We start from the raw sequence: 22,397 nt of genomic DNA on the forward strand, positions 1-22,397 counted from the left end.
CCTACGATGAACTGTAAATACGGCACGATACTTGCTGCCACTTCGGGTTCACCCACCAAGGAGATCCCATGTCACTTGCTTCCTTCAACAAACTGCTTGTTAGCCTGTCGCTGTTCGCTTGCGCTTCCGTGTTCGCCGCGCCGCTGGTTGTCAATGTTGCCGGGATCCAGAGCCAGGGTGAGATCGGCGATTCCGGCAATACCGTATTGACGTATAACGTTGGCGCCAATTCGGTCATTACCAGCGTCGCCTACTCGTTCAATCTGACGGCGTTCTCCCCGAGCTGGCTGTCCGAAATCGGCCTGGCGCTCACCGACTCGGACGGCTTTGGCGGCGTTGTCTTCAACCCGGGTCTCGGCGATAACAGTCCTGGCACCGCGACCTACACGGGTTTTGGCGATCTGGTCGACCTTAACCTCGATTTCGCGGTCGGCGCCGACGGCATCCTGCGCCTGGAATTCTATGAAGACTTTGATGACTTCGCTGGTGTCGATGGCATCTGGAACTTCGGCACCATCACGTTTGGCATCGAACCCGTCAACGTGGAAGTGCCGGAACCAGCCAGCGGCCTGTTGCTGGGCGCAGGCCTGGCCATGATGGGCTACGCAAACCGTCGCCGCCAGGCGGCGCACAAGGCTGCCAGCGCAGTTTAAATATCGAGGGGGTCGACTTCGAGCGACCACTTCACGCGGGCCTTCATGGCCCGCAACGCTTCCATCCACTCGCGCAGGAAGGCCTGCAAGGCCGGGCGCGAGCTGGACTCCACCAGCAACTGGGCGCGGTCCATATTGTGCACGCGCGTCATCGTCATCGGGATCGGGTCGTTGATCAGGATCCCGTCGTGCGCCAGGCAGTCGCGCGCGCCTTCCAGGAACGCAATCGCGATCGGCAGCTCGCGCGCTTCGGCCCGCAGCAATGCCTGGTACATATACGGCGGCAGGCCCGCTTCGCGCCGTTCGTCGAGCAACTGGCCGGCGAAGCGCTCGTAATCGTGGCGCATCACCGCGCCGTACAACGGATGCTGCACGTAACGCGTCTGCACCAGCACCTCGGACGGCGCGCCGGCCCGCCCTGCCCGCCCCGCCACCTGCATCAGCTGCGCAAACAGGCGCTCGCTGGCGCGGTAGTCCTGCGAAAACAGCGCCGTATCGGGATTGAGGATACCCACCAGCGTGAGCTTCTTGAAGTCGTGGCCCTTGGCGACCATCTGGGTGCCGATCAGGATATCGACCTCACCCCGGTGCACGCTGTCGAACGCCGCCTGCGCACTGCCCTTCAGGCGCGTGGAGTCGGCATCGATGCGCAGGATGCGCGCCTCGGGGAACATCGCCCGCAAACCCTCTTCGACACGCTGCGTGCCGCGTCCCAGCGGCTGGATATCGACGTTGCCGCAGGTCGGGCACGAACGCGGGATGCGCAGTTCCAGGCTGCAGTGGTGGCAGCGCAGCCGGTTCTCGGGCTTGTGCAGCACCATGAAGGCGGTGCAGCGCGTGCAATCACTGATCCAGCCGCAGGCGTCGCAGGAGATCACCGGGGCGTAGCCGCGCCGGTTCAGGAACAGCAGTGACTGCTCACCGCGCTCCAGGCGCAGACGCAGCGCCGCGACCATCTCGGCGGTCAGGCCATCGCGCCCGCGGTCGCGCTCCATGTCGATCAGGCGCACGCGCGGCAGCACCGCATCCTGCACGGCGCGCTCGCGCAGGTCGAGCCGCGTGTAGCGCCCAGAGCGCGCGTGATGCCACGATTCGAGCGATGGCGTGGCCGAGCCGAGCACGATCGGAATGCCCAGCTGGTGTGCGCGCCAGACGGCCAGGTCGCGCGCCGAATAGCGCAAGCCTTCCTGCTGCTTGTACGACGGGTCGTGCTCTTCGTCGATCACGATCAGTTGCAAGTGGGGCAGCGACGCCAGCAGCGAAAGCCGCGTGCCCAGCACGATACGCGCCTGGCCCAGGTGCGCGGCCAGCCAGTGCAGCATGCGCTCGCCTTCGGACAGGCTGCTGTGCAGCGTGGCGAGCATCATGCCCGGGAAGCGCGCCCGGATATTGCCTTCGAGCTGCGGCGTGAGGTTGATCTCGGGAACCATGATCAGGATCTGCGCCTGCGGATCGCGCGCCAGCACCTGGGCGCAGGCTTGCAGATAGACCTCGGTCTTGCCGCTGCCGGTGACGCCCCATAACAGGAACGGTTTGAAACCGGTGGCACCGCCAATGGCGTCGGCCGCCTCCTGCTGCGCCATGTTCAGCACCGGCATGCCCACTGCGGTCGCGTCCTGCCCGGCCTCGAGCTTGGCCAGTTTTTTGAGCGCGCGCCCCAGCGCCACCGTTTTTGGCACCCGCAGGTTCTTCGGCAAGCCGGGCAACGCCACTTCGCCGAGCGGGCGCTGGTAATACTCGGCGGCGAACCGGGCCAGCGCGAGCCAGCGCCCGGACAGCGGCGCCAGCTCGCCCCGCACGGCCAGCGCATCCTTGAGTTTTTCCGGCGGCACGTCGCTGGTGGCCTTGACCGCGACGATCAGGGCCATCACCTCGCGCCGCGCAAATGACACCAGCGCCAGCTGGCCGGGCAGCGGTTCGTCCCCCGGCTGGCAGGGCCAGCGGTAGTCGAAACTGCTGTTGAGCGGCGTATCGATCACGACTTCGAGGAAGCAGTGCGGTGTGACCGGTGCTTGGTTGCTGGTTGACAATCTAGGCCCTGTGCAAATCTGTGGAGAACTTTGTGAATAGTCGGGGACTTGACCCCATCAAAGGTTTACGTTAGATCAAGTCCGGAACGATAATTCCTCAATTCAAGACAATTTTAGTCTTTGTAATCAATGACTTGAAAAACCGGTCAAAAACCTGTTAACAACCTTGACCGCATTCGGCTGCTTGTGCATAACTCTGCAATTTTCCGTGGAAAACTCGCTGCGTTGCGTCATACAGTTAAGGCAATACATGAAGTTTCACGCTAAGTACCGGTAAACCAAGTACTTTTCCCCACGCTGGCAGCGCCTGTTGATAACTTTGTGAACAAGGCCCCGAATGGCGCCGAATTCTCTTGAACAACGTTCGTGGGAAAACCAGCCAGACCGCATAACACTGGCAAAAATCGCTTACGAATCATTAACTTACAGGGAAACACGAAATGCCGAGATGTCCACAGGAAGCTTTATCGGATTTGCAGAAGTTGTGAACAAGTGATGGTGTCGGCTTGCAATCCTGCTTTCGCGAAACGAGTGCAAGCCGTGACGGGATTACTGGGCGCGCTGCTTGCGGCTGAAGCTGTGTACCGCTTCGACCATCGCTGTGACCGATTCCGGCGGGGTAAATTGCGAGATACCATGGCCCAGATTGAACACGTGACCGTGGCCATTCGATGGCGTGCCATAGGCCGTCAGCGAGCGCTCGACTTCCGCCGCGATCTGCTCCGGCGCGGCGAACAGGATCGCCGGGTCGAGGTTGCCCTGCAGCGCCACACGGTCGCCGACCAGCGCGCGGGCAGTGCCCAGATTCACTGTCCAGTCCAGGCCCAGCGCATCGGCGCCGATATCGGCCATCTGGTCGAGCCAGATGCCGCCGCCCTTGGTGAACACGACGGCCGGAATGCGCACGCCATCCTTCTCACGCTGCAGGCCAGCCAGGATCTGCTGCATGTATTGCAGCGAGAAGGTCTGGTAGGCGCCATCGGCCAGCGCCCCGCCCCACGAATCGAAGATCATCACGGCCTGCGCGCCAGCGTCGATCTGCGCGTTCAGGTAGGCGGTGACGGCCTTGGCATTGATGTCGAGGATGCGGTGCATCAGGTCCGGCCGGCTGTACAGCATCTTCTTGACCGTATGGAACTCGCGCGAACCGGCGCCTTCAACCATGTAGCAGGCCAGCGTCCATGGGCTGCCCGAGAAACCGATCAGCGGCACGCGGCCATTGATGGCGCCGCGGATCTGCGTGACGGCCTTGAACACGTAGTCGAGCGAGGCCATGTCGGGCACTTCCAGCGCATGGACCTGCTCTTCGGTGCGCAGCGGACGCTCGAACTTCGGGCCCTCGCCATCGGCGAAATAAAGGCCCAGGCCCATCGCGTCCGGCACGGTCAGGATGTCCGAGAACAGGATCGACGCGTCCAGCGGGAAGCGGTCGAGCGGCTGCAGCGTGACTTCGGTGGCGTAGTCGGGATTTTTTGCCAGGCCCAGGAACGAGCCGGCGCGCGCGCGGGTGGCGCGGTATTCCGGCAGATAGCGGCCCGCCTGGCGCATCAGCCAGACCGGGGTGTAGTCGGTCGGCTGGCGCAGCAGCGCACGCAGGAAGGTGTCGTTCTGGAGCGGGGCAAATTGTGGCATGGGAGGCATCGGTTTGATAGGCAGACGCCTATTATCGCATTCTTGGGGGCGCACTATAATGCTCGTCCACCCTTCGAAAATGCCCCTCTATGACCGTTGCCACCAGCAAACAAGCCACGCCATGCGGCGCCTGGACTTCCCCGATCACTGCTGCCGTCGTTGCTGCCGGCGCCGTGCCACTGGCGCAGCCGATGCCCGACGGCGCCGCCATCGGCTGGCTCGAGGGGCGCACCAGCGAAGGTGGGCGCATGACGCTGATGGTGCACGACGCCGACGGCACGCGCGAACTGACGCCGGCGCCGTTCAACGTGCGCAGCCGCGTGCATGAATACGGTGGCGGTGCGTACCTGCTGAGCGGTGGCGGCGCCTGGTTCTCGCACCATGCGGACAACCGCCTGTACCGGGTCGAGAACGATGGCCAGCCCGTCGCCGTCACGGCCGCCGACACCGGCCACCGCTTTGCCGACTTCGTGCTCGACGCCGGGCGCGGTCGCCTGGTGGCGGTGCGCGAAGACCATTCGCTGGGCGCGACCTACCCCGTCAACACGCTGTGCGCGGTGGGCTTCGATGGCGCCGAGACCGTGCTGGTCGAAGGCAGCGACTTCTATGCTGCGCCGCGCCTGTCGCCCGATGGCCGCCAGCTGGCCTGGCTGTGCTGGGAGCTGCCGCACATGCCGTGGGAAGGCACGGCACTGTGGCTGGGCGACGTGGCCGCCGACGGCACCATCGTCAATCGGCGCCTGATCGCCGGCGGGGCGGACGAAGCGATCTGCCAGCCCGAATGGTCGCCGGGCGGCGTGCTGCACTTCGTGTCCGATCGCAGCGGCTGGTGGAATCTGTACCGTTACGCCGCTGACGCCGTTCACGCGCTGTGCGAACGCGCGGCTGAATTTGGCGTCCCGCAGTGGAACTTCGGCGGTTCGCAGTATGCCTTCCGCTCGGAAGAACAGATCGTCTGCGCGTATATCGAGGCGGGCGTGAGCCACCTGGGCATCGTCTCCACTTACGACGGCAGCTTGATGCCGCTGGAAACGCCGTATGAAGACATCCGCGACGTGAAAGTCAGCGGCGACATCGTCACGCTGCTGGGCGGCGCGCCGACCATTGCGCCGGAACTGGCGCGCATCGACCTGGCCGGCGCGCCGCTTGAGGTGCTGGCGCACTCGATTCCACAACTGCCGGCCACGTCGTACCTGGCCGTGCCGCTGGCGATCAGCTATCCAAGCATGAACGGCCGCACCGCGTACGCCTTCTACTATGCGCCGGCCAATCCGGATTACGCGCCGCTGCCGGATGAGCTGCCACCGCTGATCGTGATCGGCCACGGCGGCCCGACCAGCATGGCGACCAGCACGCTGAAGCTCTCCACCCAATACTGGACCAGCCGCGGTTTCGCGGTGCTGGACGTGAACTACGGCGGCAGCACGGGCTTCGGGCGCGATTACCGCAACCTGCTCCAGCACCAGTGGGGCGTGGTCGATGTCGAAGATTGCGTGGCCGGTGCACGCCACCTGGCGGCCATCGGGGCGGTCGATCCCGAGCGTCTGCTCATTCGCGGCAGCAGCGCCGGCGGGCTGACGGTGCTGTCGGCACTGGCCTTCCACGACGTGTTCAAGGCCGGCGCCAGCTATTACGGCGTGTCCGACCTGGCCGGGCTGGATGCGGATTCGCACAAGTTCGAGTCGCGCTACAACGCCTACCTGACTGCGCCGCCCGAGCGCGCCCAGGCCGTGTACCGCGAACGCTCGCCGATCCACCACAGCGACAAATTGCGCAGCCCGATGATCTTCTTCCAGGGCCTGGACGACAAGGTCGTGCCGCCGCAGCAGTCCGAGAGCATGGTCGACGCACTGCGCGCGCAAAAGCTGCCGGTGGCCTACCTGACGCTCGAAGGCGAAGGCCATGGCTTCCGCAAGGCCGACAGCGTGGTGCGCACGCTCGAAGCCGAGCTGTATTTCTACCTGCGCGTGTTCGGCATTGCCGTGCCGGCCGACCTGCCCGCCATCGAGATCGAGAATCTCGACGCATGAAGGGTGGCCCACTGCTTGACAACGTGCGGGCGCAGCTGGCGGCCTGCAGCGCCGAAGAACACGCGATCCTGACGCTGCTGGCGATCGCCGGCGAGCCGATGGGCCGCCAGCGCATCCTCGAGCACATGCGGGCGCTCAATGCCCCGCTGCCGGCCGCGCAATGGGCCGATGAACTGGCGCGCCTGAAAGCAGAAGGCCTGCTGGTCGACGCCAACGAACGCGGGCTGGCACTGGCCCCGGCGGCCAGCTGGCCCGTGCTCGACTTTGCCCTCGACAGTGGCCTGTTCGACGTCGTCGCGGGTGCGTATGGCGCGGTATCGACCGTGCGCCGCGACTGGCAGGGCCACCTGATGCTGCGCAGTTACCGCCAGGGCCTGGCCCTGCTGCGCATTGCGCTGCTGACGCGGCAAGACATCGATGTTGTCACGCCGCTGCTCGACGCCTGCCTGGCCTGCCATGAAGCGAGCTATCTGCATCCGCTGGTCGATGTCTGCGCGCGCCCGTTCACGCCGGCGCTGATCGAGCGCATCCACCCGCGCCTGCTTGAGACCGTGCTACACGTCCTGGTCGTGCATGTGCGCAGCGAGCCGGCGCTGGCCCCGGCGGTACGCGCCTGCGCCGAGGGCTACATCACGCGCAGCAGCCCGGAAAGCCTGCTGCGCCGCGCGCTGGGCGAGCACTACATCCTGTGCGGGCGCCTGGACGATGCGCTGGCGCTGGTGGCCGAGATGACCGATTCACCGGGCCTGTTCCTGCGCAGCGTCGTGCAGCTCTTGCGCGACGATGTGGACGGCGGCCTGGCGGGCGTCGAAGCAGCGCTCAAGCAGCTGCGACGCGAGACCGGCAAGCGCAAGGCCACCTTCAGCGGCCATTGCGCGCACATCGCGGTGGCCGCCCTGCTGCGCAGTACCGAACCCGCGCACCGCAAGCTGGCCGATGCCTGGCTCGAGATCGAAACACGCGCCGTGCAGCGGCCCGACAACGCGGTCTGGTTCCAGCTCGGCATGCTGCACGAAATCCGGCGCGGCACCGTCGACGCCGGCCTGTTCGCCACCCGCAGCTGGGAACTGTCGCTGGAACCGACCGTGTTCCGCGCGCTGATCCACTACTGGCTGGCGCTGCCCGCGTTGAACAGCCAGCGCGCGCGCCTGGAAGACATGCTGGCGCAATCCGAACTGGCCGGGTTCGACCTGTGGTCGGCGCAGCTGGCCGGCGTGCTGGCGCAGATGGGCCAAGCGGGTTATCTGATTCACGAGGCGCGCGCGGGTGAACTGCGCCAGCGCCACCGTCTGCCCGACATGGCGCTCTGGTTCACACGCGAAGAGCCGTGGGAGCGCCAGCTCAATGCGCTGATCAACCTGCAGCCTGCCCTCACCATGGAGCAGGTCAAGGAATCGCGCCTGGTCTGGCTGATCCGCCACGACCCGCACCTGGGCGTGCAGGAAATCGAACCGCGCGAGCAGAAGCGCGATGCACAAGGCGCCTGGAGCCGCGGCCGCGCGCTGGGCCTGAAACGCCTGGCCGAAGAAGGCGCGCAGCTCGAGTTCCTCACGGCGCAGGACCTGCAGGCGATCAATGCGATTGCCGGGCGCCGTTACTACGCCGGCAGCGGCATCCGCTTCGAGCTCGAAGTGCACAAGGCGCTCGCTGCCCTGGTCGGCCACCCGCTGTTGTTCTGGATGGCCTCGCCCGGCACGCGCGTCGAGCTGCTGCCGGGCGAGCCGGAACTGCTGGTGAAAAAACAGGGCGACAAGGTGTCCATCGCGCTGCACCCGCCGATCGACAACGAAGACGGCGACGTGGTCATCACGCTCGAGACGCCCACGCGCCTGCGTCTGGTGCGCATCAACGATGAACACCGCCGCATCGCCGCCATCGTCGGCGCCGGACTGGACGTGCCGCTGTCGGCCGAGCGGCGCGTGCTGCGCGCCATCGGCGCGGTGGCGTCCAGCGTCACCGTGCAGTCGGACATCGGCGCGAGCAGCGCCGACATCGAGACCGTGCCGGCCGACGCGCGCATGCACATTCACCTGCGTCCCTACCAGCAGGGCTTGCGCATGCAGTTGCTGGTGCGCCCGCTGCCCGCCGGCGCCTACTACGGCCCCGGCGAAGGCGCCGCCAGCGTGATTGCCGATGTGGATGGCATCCGCACCGAAGCACAGCGCGACATGAACGCCGAGCGCGAGGCCGAACGTCAGCTCGTCGGCGCCTGCCTCGTGCTCGAACAGGGCGAGCAGGAACACGGCGAATGGCTGCTCGGCCAGCCGATGCTGGCACTCGAACTGGTTGAGGAACTCAGGGAATTGGACCCGGCCTCGATCGTCGTCGCCTGGCCAGAGGGCGAATCATTCCGCGTCACCAAAAAAGCGACCTCCAAATCGGTGCGGGTGCAGATCCGGCGCGAGCGCGACTGGTTCGCCGCCAGCGGCGACATCGTCATCGACGAAGGCCGCGTGATGAGCCTGCGCACGCTGCTGGAAAAGCTGCGCGAAAGCGGCAGTCGGTTTGTCGCGCTGGGCGAGAACGATTACCTGGCCCTGTCCGATGAACTGCACCGGCGCCTGATGGAACTGGGCGCGTATGGCGAACTGCATGGCGATGGCATCCGCACCCACGCGCTGGCCAGCTTCGCGCTGGGCGAACTGGCGGGCGAAGCCGGCAGCGTCGACGGGGACACCGCCTGGCGCGCGCACCTGGCGCGCATGGCCGACAGCGCCGCCTTCACGCCCACGCTGCCCTCGACCTTGCAGGCCGAGTTACGTGACTATCAAGTCGACGGCTTCGAGTGGCTGGCGCGCCTGGCCCACTGGGGCGTGGGCGCTTGCCTGGCCGACGATATGGGCCTGGGTAAAACGCTGCAGGCGCTGGCGCTGCTGCTCACGCGCGCCAAGGACGGCCCGGCGCTGGTGGTCGCGCCGACGACCGTGTGCCTGAACTGGATCGACGAGGCGGCGCGCTTTGCGCCGACGCTGAACCTGAAACTGTTCGGGCCCGGCGAGCGCGCCGCGACCGTCGACGACACGGGGCCGTTCGACGTCGTCATCGTCAGCTACGGCCTGCTGCAGCAGGAAGCGGCGCGCTTCAAGGGCCGCCGCTGGCACAGCATCGTGCTGGACGAAGCGCAGGCGATCAAGAACATGCACACCAAGCGCTCGCAGGCCGTGATGGCGCTGCAGGGCGACTTCCGGATGGCGGCCACCGGTACGCCGCTGGAAAACCACCTGGGCGAATTGTGGAACCTGTTCCGCTTCATCAATCCGGGTCTGTTAGGCAGCGCCGAACAGTTCCAGCTGCGCTTTGCCGGCCCCATTGAAAAAGCCCAGTCCGAGAAAGTAAAGGACCGGCGGGCCGAAGTCGCCGCCCGCGCGCGCCTGCGGCGCCTGACCGCGCCATTCATCCTGCGCCGCACCAAGGCGCAGGTGCTGGCCGAACTGCCGCCGCGCACCGAGATCGTGATCCCGGTCGAACTGAGCGCCGAGGAAAGCGCGCTGTACGAATCGCTGCGGCGCCAGGCGCTCGACAAGCTGGCTGCGCTCGAAGCGCCCGAAGGCCAGAAGTCGATCGAGATCCTGGCCGAGATGATGCGGCTGCGCCGCGCCTGCTGCAATCCCGAGCTGGTCGCGCCCGGCGCTGGCATCATCAGCAGCAAGCTGGCCGCGTTCGCGCGCCTCACGGCCGACCTGATCGAGAACCGGCACAAGGTGCTGGTGTTCAGCCAGTTTGTCGACCACCTGACGCTGATCCGCCAGCACCTCGACGCGCAGGGCGTGCGCTACCAGTACCTCGACGGGTCCACGCCGATGCAGGAACGCAAGAAGCGGGTCGACGCGTTCCAGGCGGGCGATGGCGACATGTTCCTGATCAGCCTGAAGGCGGGCGGCGTGGGCATCAACCTGACGGCGGCCGACTACGTGATCCACATGGACCCGTGGTGGAATCCGGCGGTGGAAGACCAGGCCTCGGACCGCGCGCACCGGATGGGGCAGCAGCGGCCGGTGACGATCTACCGGCTGGTCGCACGCGGCACGATCGAAGAAGGCATTGTCGACCTGCACCGCCACAAGCGCGACCTGGCCGACAGCCTGCTCGAAGGGACCGAAATGGCCGCGCGCATGTCGCCAGCGGATATGCTCGACATGCTGCGCACGGGACTGGGCAGGTAGCGCTGCCTTGATAGAACAGTAATATTGCACTTTGTCCCGTTCGTGTCGGAATGTTTCATCCGTCCGCAAACGGCGGGTTTGGTGCTAACCTGCACGCGATTCGCGCCGTTGCGGATCACGAATTCACACTTGTTACAGGGCCGAATACGATGATAAAAACGAAAATCGCGCTGGCAGCCGTGCTGGCCTGCTTCGCACTGGCGCCGGCCAGCGCCGTCGCTGCCAAGCCAGCCAAGAGCAAGGCCAAATCGACCAAGGTCGTCAAGAAATCGACCAAGGCCAAGAAGGCCGTCGTCGGCGCCGCCGCCATTGGCGCGACCGCCGCTGCCGCCAGCAAGAGCGCCAGCGCCAGCGATAATGCAGCGCCAGCAAGGGCCAGCGAAGGCCGCCTGGATCGCCGCATGTCCACGCTGAGCATGCAGTACCTGACCGCGCTGTGGCGCGTCGACCCGGAAGGCGGCATCTATGTCGGCAAGTTCGACCAGGCCGCGAACCTGACGCTGCCCGACCCTGCCACCCGCGCCAAGCAGCTGGCCTTTGCCAACGAGTGGCTGGAAAAGTTTGGCAAGCTCGATCCGAAGCAGCTTTCGCCACGCTACCGCACCGACCTGGTGCTGCTGCTCAACAAGCTGGAAAAAGACCGCTGGGCGTTGACCACCTGGCGCGAGTTCGAGTGGAACCCGTCGGCCTACAACATCGCCGCGCCGCTCGACCTGATCCTCAATACCGATTACGCGGCCAAGCCGCAGCGCCTGCGCACGATCCTCAAGCGCCTGACCGACGTGCCGGCTTATTACGCAGCGGCGCAGGCGTCGATCAAGACGCCGACGCGCGAGCACACCCAGCTGGCGATCAGCCAGGCGCCGGGCACGCTGGCGGTGCTGGCCGACCTGGGCAAGGCGGCCCAGGAATCGATCCTGACCACGCAGGAAAAGACCATCTTCGCGCAGCGCATCGCCAATGCCGGCACGGCGGTGCTGGGCTACGTCGACTTCTTGAGCGACATGGAAAAGCGCCAGGCCGCCAATGGCCAGGCCCGGCCGTTCCGCATCGGCAAGGCGCTGTACGAGCAGAAGTTCGCGCTCGACATCCAGTCGTCCAGCAGCGCCGAGCAGACCTACCGCAAGGCTCTGGCCACGCGCGAAGAGCTGCTCACGCACATGGACAAGATCTCGGACGAACTGTGGCCGCGCTACATGGCCGGCGTGACCAAGCCAGCCGAGCGCTTCCAGAAGATCGGCATGATGATCGACAAGCTGTCCGCCCGTCACGTCAAGCGCCAGGACTTCTTCACCGAGATCCGTCGCCAGATCCCGCTGCTGCAGGACTGGGTGATCAAGCATGACCTGCTGACGCTCGACCCGAGCAAACCCCTCGAAGTGCGCGAAACGCCGATGTACCAGCGCGGCGTGGCCGGCGCCAGCATCGATGCGCCGGGCCCGTACCGCTCGAAAGACAAGACGTACTACAACGTCACGCCGATGGACAGCCTGACGGATGCCCAGGCCGAGAGCAGCCTGCGCGAGTACAACGAGTGGATCCTGCAGATCCTGAACATCCACGAAGCGATTCCGGGCCACTACGCGCAGCTGGTGCACGCGAACCGTTCGCCGTCACTGATCAAGTCACTGTTCGGTAATGGCGCGATGGTCGAAGGCTGGGCGGTCTACGGCGAGCGCATGATGCTCGAATCGGGTTATGGCGACAACGCGCCCGAGATGTGGCTGATGTACTCGAAGTGGAACCTGCGCAGCGTGACCAACACGATCCTCGACTACAGCGTGCACGTGAACGGCATGAACCAGGCGCAGGCAATCGACCTGCTGACGCGCCAGGCCTTCCAGACGCGCCAGGAAGCCGATGAAAAGTGGCGCCGCGCCACGCTGACGTCGGTCCAGCTGACCAGCTACTACAGCGGCTACGAGCAGATCATGGAACTGCGCGAGCGTCGCAAGGCGCAACTGGGCGAGCGTTTCAACCTGAAGGCGTTCCACGATCAGTTCTTGAGCTACGGCAATGCGCCGGTCAAGATGATTTCGGAATTGATGCAGTAAAAGTGTGAAGGGGGCGGCACCTCAAGGTGCCGCCCCCCGGATCGGGACGGGCGTTTGTTACGCCGTTTCTTCGGGTGCGCGCGTGGCGCGGGCGAACATTGGTGCAACCATCAGGCCCAGCTCGTAGAGCAGGCACATTGGAATGGCCAGCGCCAGCTGGCTGACCACGTCCGGCGGCGTGACGATCGCCGAGATGACGAACGCGCCGACGATGACGTACGAGCGCACTTCACGCAGCTTCTCGATCGGCACGATGCCCATGCGCACCAGGATCACGACGACCACCGGCACTTCGAACGAGGCGCCGAACGCCAGGCACATCGACATCACGAAATCGAGGTAGTTTTCAATATCCGGCGTAACCGCAATCGACGTCGGCGCAAACGCGCTGATGAAGTGGAACACGCGCCCGAACACGAAGAAGTAACAGAACGCCACACCGCCGATGAACAGCAGCGACGATGAAATCACGAGCGGCATCACCAGGCGCTTTTCGTGGGCATACAGACCGGGGGCGATGAAGGCCCAGGCCTGGTAGAACACCCAGGGCAGCGCCAGGATGAAGGACAGCAGCAGCGTGACCTTCATCGGCACAAGAAACGGCGAAATCACGCCGGTGGCGATCATGGTCGAGCCCGGCGGCAGCGACGCAATCATCGGCGCGGCGATCAGGTCATAGATCTGGGACGGGCCAGGCCACGCCATCAGCGCGGCGCACACGATCGCAATGCCGATCGAGGCCTTGACCAGGCGGTCACGCAGCTCGACGAGGTGCGAGATGAAGGTATCTTCGCCGGCGGCTTGTTCAGTCATCAGCTAGGCGATCAGAAAAAAGTGGTAGTGGAATTCGTGCCGGCACCGGGACGGTACTTGCGCACGCGGGCTGCGCCCGACATCACATGGCGCTTGGTGCCATGGCGGTTCTTGTACCAGGCCGGCACGCTCGACGTGCGCACCAGCTTCTTGCGACGAAAGTCCTTGGCCTTGCGGTCGATGTCGGCCACGGTGGGCGTGATGACATGCGCGCTTTCATGCGAGCCGCGCTCGTCCCACAATGCCTCGACTTCATCGACGTGGCTGGTCACGGACGAGCCGAATTCGCTCGTCGCCGATTCGACATCGTTCTTGAACGACTGCGCGCGGTCCTGCACTTCCTTGTGCAGGTTGCGCAGTTCGTCGAGTTCGATTTCACGGCTGACCTCGGACTTGATGTCATGCAGGTAACGCTGGGCACGCCCATAGAGCGTGCCAGCCATGCGCGCCACCTTGGGCAGCTTTTGCGGCCCGATCACGATCAGCGCGACAACGCCGATGATCGCGATTTTCGACAGTCCAAGATCGATCATGAGGACGCCGGGTTACAGGCGGGTCTTGTCGCGGGCTTCCACGTCGATGGTCGACTTGTCGGCCACCTGCTGCGTTGCCTGGACACGGGCGGCTTCTGCTTCGGCAGCGCGCTCTTCGTCACCCTTGACGCCGTCCTTGAAGCCCTTGACGGCCTTGCCCAGATCGGAACCCATATTGCTGATCTTCTTGGTGCCGAAAATCAGCATCACGACCACCAGCACGATGACCCAGTGCCAAATACTCAATCCACCCATGTTGTTCTCCTGATGGCGCCTGGCGCCTGAAAAATTAGTGATGCGCAAACTGCATATACACCGAGTATATGCGATGCGGGAACCCGTTGCTCCCAATCGAACTTAACCCAAGCTTAGACGCTGCCTACAGCCCCAGCCCGCGCCACGGACGCGGCCCGCCGTACATATGCAGATGCAGGTGATACACCTCTTGCCCGCCATCCGGACCGGCATTGATCAGCGTCTTGAAACCGCCGCTTGGCTTGCCATCGGCATCTGTCTTGACCGCAATACCATTTTGCTCGGCAAGTTTCGGCGCCAGCGCCAGCATCTTGCCCAACAGCGCCGCATGTTCATCGGTGCAATCGGACAACGTGGCCACATGCACCTTCGGAATCACCAGCAAATGCACGGGCGCTGCCGGATTGATGTCCTTGAACGCCAGCACGTCATCATCTTCATAGACGATGGCGGCCGGAATCTGCCTGGCAACGATCTTGCAAAAAATGCAGTTATCCATTCGGTCTCCAGATGATTACATTGCATGACATGCAAGCGAGCACGGGCATCCTATCAAGGCTCCATGACATCGGCATGACGACGAGGGACTGATTATGACACCGGTTCGGTCGCTTGGCACGCCAGCCCTGCACGCGGGCCGGCGTGCAGGCTCAGGCGTCGGTGCGCGCGGCTTTCTCGTCCAGCCCCGACACGCCTTCGCGCCGCGCCAGCTCGTCGAGCACCTGCTGCGGCGTGAGGTCGAACTTGGCCAGCAGCACCAGCGAGTGGAACCACAGGTCGGCGCATTCATACAGCACCTTGGCGGCGTCGCCATCGACGCGGGCGTCCTTGGCGGCCATCACCAGTTCGGTGGCTTCCTCGCCGATCTTTTTCAGGATGGCGTCGTCGCCCTTGGCGAACAGCTTGGCGACATACGATGCAGCCGGGTCGCCGCCATTGGCGGGTTTGCGCGATTCGATCACGGCCGCGACGCGGGCCAGGGTAACGCTCATGGGGTCTTCTTGTCTTTTGAGTAAATCGTGTCGGGGTCCTGCAGCACCGGCTCGACGCTGTGCCAGTCGCCATTGTCGTACTTCTGGAAGAAGCACGAGTGGCGCCCGGTATGGCAGGCAATCCCGCCGACCTGCTCGATCTTGAGCAGGACGACGTCTTCGTCGCAGTCCAGGCGGATCTCGCTCACCTTCTGGATGTGGCCGGACTCTTCGCCCTTGTGCCACAACTTCTTGCGCGAACGGCTCCAGTACACGGCTTCGCCCGATTCGACAGTGCGGGTGAGCGCTTCGCGGTTCATCCAGGCGAACATCAGCACATCGCCGCTGGTCGCCTCTTGCGCGATGACGGGCACCAGGCCCTGTTCATCCCAGCGCACCTTGTTGAGCCATTTGGCATTCGTTGTCATTGCGTTACTCCAGGCGCATCGGGATACCGCGATCGTGCATGAAGCGCTTGGCTTCCCCGACCGTGTGCTGCCCGTAGTGGAAAATGCTGGCCGCCAGCACCGCGTCGGCGTGGCCCTGCAGGATGCCGTTGGCCAGGTCTTCCAGGCCACCGACGCCGCCCGAGGCGATCACGGGGATGCCCACGGCGTCGGATACGGCGCGGGTCAGGCCCAGGTCGAAGCCCGATTTGGTGCCGTCACGGTCCATCGATGTGAGCAGTAACTCACCGGCGCCGAGGCTTTCCATCTTGCGCGCCCATTCGACGGCGTCCAGCCCCGTCGCATTACGTCCGCCGTGGGTGAAGACTTCCCAGCGGCCCGGCGCGATCTGCTTGGCGTCGATCGCCACCACGATGCACTGCGAACCGTGCTTGTGGGCGCAGTCGAACACCAGTTGCGGATTGGTGACGGCCGACGTGTTCATGCTGACCTTGTCGGCGCCGGCATTGAGCAGCCGGCGCACGTCTTCCACCTTGCGCACACCGCCACCGACGGTGAGGGGAATGAACACGGTCGAGGCAACGGCTTCGATGATCGGCAGGATCAGGTCGCGGCCATCGCTCGAGGCGGTGATGTCGAGGAAAGTGATTTCGTCGGCGCCTTGCGCGTCATAGCGGCGCGCGATTTCGACCGGGTCGCCGGCGTCGCGCAACTCGTTGAAGTTGACGCCCTTGACGACCCGGCCGCCGGTGACGTCCAGGCAGGGGATGATGCGTTTTGCGAGCATGGAATCAGGCGCCAGCGCCTTCGGTCAGTTCATCGGCGCGATCCTGGGCCGAGGCCAGGTCGAGCGTGCCTTCATAGATCGAGCGGCCGCAGATCACGCCCTCGATGCCTTCGTCCTGCACTGCGCACAGCGCTTCGACGTCGGCCAGCACGTGCACGCCGCCCGAGGCGATCACGGGGATCTTCACCGCGCGCGCCAGCTTGACGGTCGCGTCGATGTTCACGCCGCCCATCATGCCATCGCGGCCGATGTCGGTGTAGACGATCGATTCGACGCCGTAGCCTTCGAATTTCTTGGCCAGGTCGATCACTTCGTGGCCCGACATCTTGCTCCAGCCGTCTGTGGCGACCTTGCCGTCGCGCGCGTCCAGGCCAACGATGATGTGGCCCGGGAAGGCGCCGCAGGCATCGTGCAGGAAGCCCGGGTTCTTCACGGCGGCGGTGCCGACGATGATGTAGCTGATGCCGTCATCCAGGTAGCGCTCGATCGTGTCGAGGTCACGGATGCCGCCGCCCAGCTGGACCGGGATCTCGTCGATGCCGTTGTCTTCAGCGTATTCCTGCACGATCTGCAGGATCGACTTGATGGCCGATTCGTTCTTTGGTTTGCCCGCAAATGCGCCGTTCAGGTCGACCAGGTGCAGGCGCCGCGCGCCCTGCTTGAGCCAATGCAGCGCCATTTCGGCAGGATCTTCGGAAAACACGGTGGCGAGTTCCATATCGCCTTGTTGGAGGCGAACGCAGTGACCGTCTTTCAGGTCGATGGCGGGGATCAGCAGCATGGTCGTTGTCGGTAGAGTTAACGGGGATTGAACAGAACGAATTTAACGCAAATGCGTCAGGGATTCCAGTGAATGAAATTGCGGTACAGGCGCAAGCCCGCTGCCGCACTTTTCTCCGGGTGGAACTGGGTGGCGACGATATTATCGCGGCCAACGGCGCAGCAGAACGGGCCGCCGTAATCGGCTTCGCCGATCACATCATGCGCGTTTTCGGGCGCTGCGTAATAACTGTGCACGAAGTAAAAATAGCTGTTGTCGTCGACGCCGTCCCACAGCGGGTGGGCGCGCGACTGGCGCACGCGGTTCCAGCCCATTTGCGGGACCTTGAAGCGCGAGCCGTCATTCTGCAATTTGCCGTCCAGCTGAAAGCGCACGACCTTGCCCGGCAACAGGCCCAGGCCCGGCGTGCCGCCGTTTTCTTCGCTGGCGTCGAACAGCATCTGCTCGCCCACGCACACGCCCATGATCGGGCGCGTCCTGGCGGCGCGCAGCAGTGCATCTTCGAGGCCCGATTCACGCAGGCTGCTCATGCAGTCGCGCATGGCGCCCTGCCCCGGCAGCACGATGCGGTCGGCAGCATCGAGATCGGCGGCCGAGCTGGAAACGAGCACGTCGGCTTCGGGCGCGGCGGCGCGCAGCGCCTGGACCACCGAGCGCAGGTTGCCCAGTCCGTCGACCACAACAATTTTATTGGCCATGTCGCGTCACGCCTTACAGGCTGCCCTTGGTCGACGGGATGATGCCGGCGGCGCGTTCGTCGAGCTCGCTGGCCATGCGCAGCGCGCGGCCAAATGCCTTGAACACGGTTTCGCACTGGTGGTGGGCGTTCACGCCGCGCAGGTTATCGATGTGCAGCGTCACGCCCGCGTGGTTGACGAAACCGCGGAAGAATTCGCCGGTCAGGTCGACGTCGAACGTGCCGATCATGGCGCGCGTGAACGGGATGTGCATTTCCAGCCCCGGACGGCCCGAGAAGTCGATCACGACGCGCGACAGCGCTTCGTCCAGCGGCACGTAGGCGTGGCCATAGCGGCGGATGCCCTTGCGGTCGCCAATGGCCTTGGCCACGGCCATGCCGAGCGTGATGCCGGTGTCTTCGACCGTGTGGTGCGCGTCGATGTGCAGGTCGCCCACGGCTTCGACTTCGAGGTCGAACATGCCGTGACGTGCGATCTGGTCGAGCATGTGGTCGAGGAACGGCACGCCCGTGTTGAGCTTCTGGCGGCCGGTGCCGTCCAGGTTGATCGAGACGCGGATCTGCGTTTCGTTGGTATTGCGGGTAATGTCGGCGGTACGGGTCATTGCTCGGGCGCTTTTCAAGGTACGTAACTACGGGACGCTACTACAGGGAAGCCTTCAGGGCGGTCAGGAACTGGTCGTTTTCTTGCGGCGTGCTGACCGTGACGCGGATGCAGTTGGCCAGCAATGTGTGCATTTTACTCAAATTTTTGATCAGGACCTTCTCGCCGTGGAGAAGCTTGCAGGCGCGCTCGGCATCGGGCACGCGCAGCGCGATGAAATTGGCGGCCGACGGGAACACTTCCACGCCCGGCAGGCCAGCCAGTTCTGCGGCCAGGCGGGTGCGCTCGACATTGAGCAGCTCGGCCTGGCGGTCCAGCACATCCAGATGCTCGAGGGCGAATTCGGCCGCCACCTGGGTCAGGATATTCACGTTGTACGGCGGGCGCACCTTCTCGAATTCGGCCAGCAGCGGCGCCGCCGCCGCCATGTACCCGAGGCGGATGCCGGCCAGGCCGAGTTTGGACAGCGTGCGCATCACGACCAGGTTCGGGTGCTGCGGCAGGCGGTCCATGAAACTGACCTTGGCGAACGGCTGGTAGGCTTCGTCGACGACAACGACGCCATGCTCGCCGAGCGCCGTGATGATCGCTTCCATGTCGGCAGCATCGTACAGGTTGCCGGTCGGGTTGTTCGGGTACGCGAGGAAGACCAGCGACGGCTTGTGCTCGTCGATGGCGGCCAGCATGGCCGGCAGGTCCAGCGAAAAGTCGGGCTTGATCGGCACGCCGACAAAATCGGCGCCGGCAAACTGCGCCGAGCGCGAAAACATCACGAACGCCGGCACCGGCGCCATCACCACGGCGCGCTTGGATCCGTCGCGTTCCTGGCGCGCAATGGTGGTCGCCAGGATCGTGATCAGCTCATCCGAGCCATTGCCGAGCAGGACGTCGTAGCCGGCCGGGATGCCCAGTTTGGCGCAGATGGCGTCCTTCAGCGTGCGGTACGACGGCACCGGATAACGGTTCAGCGCCGCGTCGGCCAGGCGCGCGCCCAGCTGCGTGCGCAGCTCGTCCGGCAGCTGGTACGGGTTTTCCATCGCGTCGAGCTTGACGTAGCCGATCGAGTCCGGCACGTGGTATCCGCCCACGGCGCGCACGTCGGCGCGGATGGTGTTCTCGATCAGTTTGGCGATGTCGGTCATAAAGTTTCTTCCGTGGAGAGTGTGGCCATGGCGGCCTTGGCCGCCTTGCGTTTTTTTGCCCCGGTCATTGGCACCTCCGGCGCTGCCAGGCGCTCGTGGATGATGGCGCAATACGCGGGATTGAGTTCAAAGCCGGTGTACTGGCGCCCGAGGCGCTTGGCGGCGATGGCCGTCGTGCCGCTGCCCATGAACGGGTCGAGCACGATGCCGCCCGGCGGGCACGAGGCCTTGACCATGCGCTCGATGATCTCGAGCGGCTTTTGCGTCGGATGGTCGGCGCGCTCCGGATGCTCGCGGTGCAGGCGCGACACGCTCCAGACGTCCTTCGGGTTGTAGCCCACTTCGAGCCACTTGGCACCGATGAAGATCGAGCGCGAGCGGGCCTTCTTGGTCGCGGCGTCATACGGGATGCGCACGGCGTCCAGGTCGAAGTAATAATCCTTGCGGTTGGCGAAAAAGCCGATGGTGTCGTGCACCGACGAGAAGCTGCGCACGCTGCCGCCCATCGACGGCACCCGGCGGTCCCAGATGATCTCGTTCATCATCGTCATGCGTTTTTTCAGCATCACGAAGATCTCGGGCGCAAAGCGCCACGTGAGAAAAATGTACAGGCTGCCGTTGGGCTTGAGCTTCGGCACTGCCGCGTCGATCCACTGCTCGGTCCAGGCCAGGTAGGCCTCGACGCTTTGCTGGTCCGACGCGTTGCCGTAGTCCTTGCCCAGGTTGTACGGCGGGTCAGTCAGGATCAGGTCGATGGACCCGTCCGGGATGCGCGCCAATCCTGACAGCGCATCCTCGCAGAATACCTGGTTGACCCAGTCGCTCATGATGCCTGGGGTGGGACTGGATCGAGCCGTAGTTCCGCGCTGCGCGCGTGCGCCTGCAGGCCTTCGCCATACGCCAGCGTGGCCGCAACCTTGCCCAGCGTTTGCGCACCCGCTTCGCTGACCTGGATGATCGACGAGCGTTTCTGGAAATCGTACACGCCCAGCGGCGACGAGAAGCGCGCCGTGCGCGACGTCGGCAGCACGTGGTTCGGGCCGCAGCAATAGTCGCCCAATGACTCGGACGAGTAACGGCCCAGGAACATCGCGCCGGCGTGGCGGATTTTATCAGCCCACTGTTGTGGATCTTCAGCCGAGATTTCGAGGTGTTCGGCCGCGATGCTGCTGGCGATCTCGCACGCCTCATCCATGCTGCGCACCTTGATCAACGCGCCGCGGTCACCCAGCGACGTCGTGATGGTGGCCGCGCGCGGCATCGTCGGCAGCAGCTTCTGGATGCTCGCTTCGACCTTGGCGATATAGTCGGCATCAGGGCACAGCAGGATGGCTTGCGCCAGTTCGTCGTGCTCGGCCTGCGAAAACAGGTCCATTGCGATCCAGTCCGGATCGGTGGTGCCATCGCACAGCACGAGAATTTCGGACGGGCCCGCGATCATGTCGATGCCGACCGTGCCGAACACGCGGCGCTTGGCGGCGGCGACATACGCGTTGCCGGGGCCGACGATCTTGTCGACGGCCTGGATGGTCTCGGTGCCATACGCCAGCGCGCCAACGGCCTGTGCGCCGCCAATGGTGATCACGCGCGTGACGCCGGCGATTGCCGCTGCAGCCAGCACCATCTGGTTCTTCACGCCGTCCGGCGTCGGCACGACCATGATGATTTCCTTGACGCCGGCCACGTGGGCCGGAATCGCGTTCATCAGGACCGACGATGGATACGCCGCCTTGCCGCCCGGGACATAGATGCCGACCCGGTCCAGAGGCGTGACGCGCTGGCCCAGCACGGTGCCGTCAGGCTCGGTGAAGGTAAAGCCGGTCGACGATTCCTTCTGGCGCTCGTGGTACACGCGCACGCGGTCGGCCGCCACCTGCAGCGCGGCGCGCTGGTCATCGGGCAGCGCAGCCAGCGCCGCTTCCAGCTCGCCTTGGCCGATGTCGAACTGCGCCATCGAGGTCGCGCCACCGTTCGGGATGCGGTCGAATTTGTTCGTGTACTCGAGCACGGCGGCGTCGCCCCGCGCTTTTACATCGCGCAGGATGCCGGCCACGGCCAGTTCGATGGCGTCGTCGGTTTCGGCTTCAAACGCGAGCAGCGCGCTCAGCGTGGTGGCGAAGTCGGGTGCGGTCGAATCGAGCTTGCGGATCTGTACTGCCATTTTGCGTCTAGCCTTTTGCTTTGGAGGCGCGTTCGAACGCGTCCAGGATCGGTTGCAGGCGCTCGCGCTTGAGCTTGAGCGCAGCCTGGTTGACCACCAGGCGCGAGGAGATGTCCATGATCTTTTCGACTTCGACCAGGTTGTTGGCACGCAGCGTGCCGCCGGTCGAGACCACGTCGACGATGGCGTCGGACAGGCCCACCAGCGGCGCCAGTTCCATTGAGCCATACAGCTTGATCAGGTCGACGTGCACGCCCTTGCGGGCAAAGTGCTCGCGCGCCGTGTTGACGAACTTGGTCGCCACGCGCAGGCGCGCGCCCTGGCGCACGGCGCTTTCGTAGTCGAAGCCCGCGTTGACGGCCACCGACATGCGGCATTCGGCGATGCGCAGGTCGATCGGCTGGTACAGCCCTTCGCCGCCATGCTCGAGCAGCACGTCCTTGCCGGCCACGCCGAAATCGGCAGCGCCGTACTGGACATACGTCGGCACGTCGGAGGCGCGCACGATCAGCACGCGCACGCCCGGGTCATTGGTCGGCAGGATCAGCTTGCGCGAGGTTTCCGGGTTTTCCAGCACCTCGATCCCGGCGGCCGACAGCAGCGGCAGGGTGTCTTCGAAGATGCGGCCCTTGGACAGCGCCAGGATCAGCTGGGTCTCGTCCGTATTGCTGGTAAAAGTCATGG

Annotated in this window: 20 protein-coding genes; 4 read left to right on the plus strand and 16 right to left on the minus strand. The window is 64.8% G+C overall.

Features of this window, described 5'->3' with window-relative positions; all coding sequences use genetic code 11:
- Window positions 1-68 precede the first annotated feature (68 nt).
- Complete coding sequence (locus AC1MGT_RS10605; RefSeq protein WP_499504130.1) at window positions 69-653, plus strand: PEP-CTERM sorting domain-containing protein; 585 nt, start codon at window positions 69-71, stop codon at window positions 651-653.
- Here the strand turns inward: AC1MGT_RS10605 and AC1MGT_RS10610 are convergent.
- Entirely contained in the window at window positions 650-2,683 is a 2,034-nt protein-coding gene (locus AC1MGT_RS10610; RefSeq protein WP_499504131.1) for a primosomal protein N', read from the minus strand. The genes AC1MGT_RS10605 and AC1MGT_RS10610 overlap by 4 nt on opposite strands.
- Window positions 2,684-3,232: 549 nt before the next feature.
- Entirely contained in the window at window positions 3,233-4,315 is a 1,083-nt protein-coding gene (gene hemE, locus AC1MGT_RS10615; protein ID WP_183555148.1) for a uroporphyrinogen decarboxylase, read from the minus strand.
- A gap of 89 nt (window positions 4,316-4,404) precedes the next feature.
- On the opposite strand from hemE, the gene AC1MGT_RS10620 reads away from it, so the two are divergent.
- The 3 genes from AC1MGT_RS10620 to AC1MGT_RS10630 all read left to right on the plus strand — a co-directional run bounded on the left by AC1MGT_RS10620 (window position 4,405) and on the right by AC1MGT_RS10630 (window position 12,562).
- Window positions 4,405-6,345, plus strand: a complete 1,941-nt coding sequence (locus AC1MGT_RS10620) for a dipeptidyl-peptidase 5 (protein ID WP_499504132.1) — start codon at window positions 4,405-4,407, stop codon at window positions 6,343-6,345.
- A complete protein-coding gene (locus AC1MGT_RS10625; RefSeq protein ID WP_499504133.1) occupies window positions 6,342-10,508 on the plus strand; it encodes an SNF2-related protein in 4,167 nt (1,388 codons plus the stop codon). The genes AC1MGT_RS10620 and AC1MGT_RS10625 overlap by 4 nt, the downstream gene beginning before the upstream one ends.
- A gap of 149 nt (window positions 10,509-10,657) precedes the next feature.
- Entirely contained in the window at window positions 10,658-12,562 is a 1,905-nt protein-coding gene (locus tag AC1MGT_RS10630) for a DUF885 domain-containing protein (protein WP_499504134.1), read from the plus strand.
- A gap of 57 nt (window positions 12,563-12,619) precedes the next feature.
- Here the strand turns inward: AC1MGT_RS10630 and tatC are convergent, their stop codons facing one another.
- From tatC to hisG, 14 genes are all read right to left on the minus strand, one after another.
- A complete protein-coding gene (gene tatC, locus AC1MGT_RS10635; RefSeq protein WP_499456012.1) occupies window positions 12,620-13,375 on the minus strand; it encodes a twin-arginine translocase subunit TatC in 756 nt (251 codons plus the stop codon).
- Between the two features lie 11 nt (window positions 13,376-13,386).
- Window positions 13,387-13,908, minus strand: coding sequence for a Sec-independent protein translocase protein TatB (tatB, locus tag AC1MGT_RS10640; RefSeq protein WP_499504135.1), 522 nt, complete (start codon window positions 13,906-13,908; stop codon window positions 13,387-13,389).
- 12 nt (window positions 13,909-13,920) lie between these two features.
- Complete coding sequence (gene tatA, locus AC1MGT_RS10645; RefSeq protein ID WP_183555135.1) at window positions 13,921-14,163, minus strand: Sec-independent protein translocase subunit TatA; 243 nt, start codon at window positions 14,161-14,163, stop codon at window positions 13,921-13,923.
- Window positions 14,164-14,287: 124 nt separating this feature from the next.
- Window positions 14,288-14,662 carry a histidine triad nucleotide-binding protein gene (locus AC1MGT_RS10650; protein ID WP_499504136.1) on the minus strand — a complete coding sequence of 125 codons (375 nt, stop codon included), beginning with the start codon at window positions 14,660-14,662 and terminating at the stop codon, window positions 14,288-14,290.
- Between the two features lie 151 nt (window positions 14,663-14,813).
- Entirely contained in the window at window positions 14,814-15,155 is a 342-nt protein-coding gene (locus AC1MGT_RS10655; RefSeq protein ID WP_258836813.1) for a phosphoribosyl-ATP diphosphatase, read from the minus strand.
- A complete protein-coding gene (hisI, locus tag AC1MGT_RS10660; RefSeq protein WP_183555129.1) occupies window positions 15,152-15,562 on the minus strand; it encodes a phosphoribosyl-AMP cyclohydrolase in 411 nt (136 codons plus the stop codon). The genes AC1MGT_RS10655 and hisI overlap by 4 nt, the downstream gene beginning before the upstream one ends.
- A 4-nt stretch (window positions 15,563-15,566) precedes the next feature.
- Window positions 15,567-16,328 carry an imidazole glycerol phosphate synthase subunit HisF gene (hisF, locus tag AC1MGT_RS10665; RefSeq protein WP_183555127.1) on the minus strand — a complete coding sequence of 254 codons (762 nt, stop codon included), beginning with the start codon at window positions 16,326-16,328 and terminating at the stop codon, window positions 15,567-15,569.
- 4 nt (window positions 16,329-16,332) lie between these two features.
- Complete coding sequence (gene hisA / locus AC1MGT_RS10670; RefSeq protein ID WP_258836814.1) at window positions 16,333-17,109, minus strand: 1-(5-phosphoribosyl)-5-[(5-phosphoribosylamino)methylideneamino]imidazole-4-carboxamide isomerase; 777 nt, start codon at window positions 17,107-17,109, stop codon at window positions 16,333-16,335.
- 56 nt (window positions 17,110-17,165) lie between these two features.
- Window positions 17,166-17,807 (minus strand): imidazole glycerol phosphate synthase subunit HisH, encoded by a 642-nt coding sequence (hisH, locus tag AC1MGT_RS10675; RefSeq protein ID WP_332531281.1) that lies wholly within the window; start codon window positions 17,805-17,807, stop codon window positions 17,166-17,168.
- A 13-nt stretch (window positions 17,808-17,820) separates the two neighbouring features.
- Window positions 17,821-18,411, minus strand: a complete 591-nt coding sequence (gene hisB / locus AC1MGT_RS10680) for an imidazoleglycerol-phosphate dehydratase HisB (RefSeq protein WP_183555121.1) — start codon at window positions 18,409-18,411, stop codon at window positions 17,821-17,823.
- A gap of 40 nt (window positions 18,412-18,451) precedes the next feature.
- The gene (gene hisC / locus AC1MGT_RS10685) at window positions 18,452-19,552 is read right to left on the minus strand and encodes a histidinol-phosphate transaminase (protein ID WP_258836815.1); all 1,101 of its coding nucleotides are present in this window, start codon (window positions 19,550-19,552) and stop codon (window positions 18,452-18,454) included.
- On the minus strand, window positions 19,549-20,379 hold the full coding sequence (locus tag AC1MGT_RS10690) for a DNA-methyltransferase (protein ID WP_499504137.1): 831 nt from the start codon (window positions 20,377-20,379) through the stop codon (window positions 19,549-19,551). The genes hisC and AC1MGT_RS10690 overlap by 4 nt, the downstream gene beginning before the upstream one ends.
- Window positions 20,376-21,713 (minus strand): histidinol dehydrogenase, encoded by a 1,338-nt coding sequence (gene hisD / locus AC1MGT_RS10695; RefSeq protein ID WP_499504138.1) that lies wholly within the window; start codon window positions 21,711-21,713, stop codon window positions 20,376-20,378. Before hisD ends, AC1MGT_RS10690 begins: the two co-directional genes overlap by 4 nt.
- A 7-nt stretch (window positions 21,714-21,720) precedes the next feature.
- Window positions 21,721-22,395, minus strand: coding sequence for an ATP phosphoribosyltransferase (hisG, locus tag AC1MGT_RS10700; RefSeq protein ID WP_183555113.1), 675 nt, complete (start codon window positions 22,393-22,395; stop codon window positions 21,721-21,723).
- Window positions 22,396-22,397: the final 2 nt, after the last annotated feature.

The sequence above is a fragment of the Telluria sp. BA11 genome (assembly GCF_056680305.1).